Consider the following 395-nt stretch of genomic DNA (forward strand, 5'->3'; position numbering starts at 1 on the left):
TTAACAACGGTGACCCTGACCGCCACACCATCTGTGGCTGAGGGCGGCACCATCGTTTATACCGCCAGCGTCGGGGCGCCGGTGACTGGAAGTCCGGTTGTAGTGACCCTGGCCAATGGCCAAATCATCACCATCCCGATTGGCCAGAGCTCCGGCACGGCAACGGGTGCCGTCAGCAACGATGTCTATCAAGGCCACGCGGCAGTTACCAACAGCATCACTAGCGTCAGCGGCGGCAATTACGAGAATCTCGTTGCCGACACGGATCCCGTCAGCACTGCCGTTACAGACGTAACGGACACTACGACAGTAACCCTCACCGCCACGCCATCTGTGTTGGAAGGCGATACCATCGTCTACACCGCCAGCGTCGGCGCGCCGGTGACCGGCAGTCC

Annotated in this window: 1 protein-coding gene; it reads left to right on the forward strand. The window is 61.0% G+C overall.

Annotation, left to right across the window (positions count from 1 at the left end; all coding sequences use genetic code 11):
• The coding region (locus ACLEJW_RS23230; RefSeq protein WP_440778330.1) for an immunoglobulin-like domain-containing protein at positions 1-395 on the forward strand (395 nt) is incomplete at both ends.

Source organism: Pseudomonas sp. SMSB3 (assembly GCF_052041965.1).
In the GTDB taxonomy this organism is placed as follows: Bacteria; Pseudomonadota; Gammaproteobacteria; order Pseudomonadales; family Pseudomonadaceae; genus Aquipseudomonas.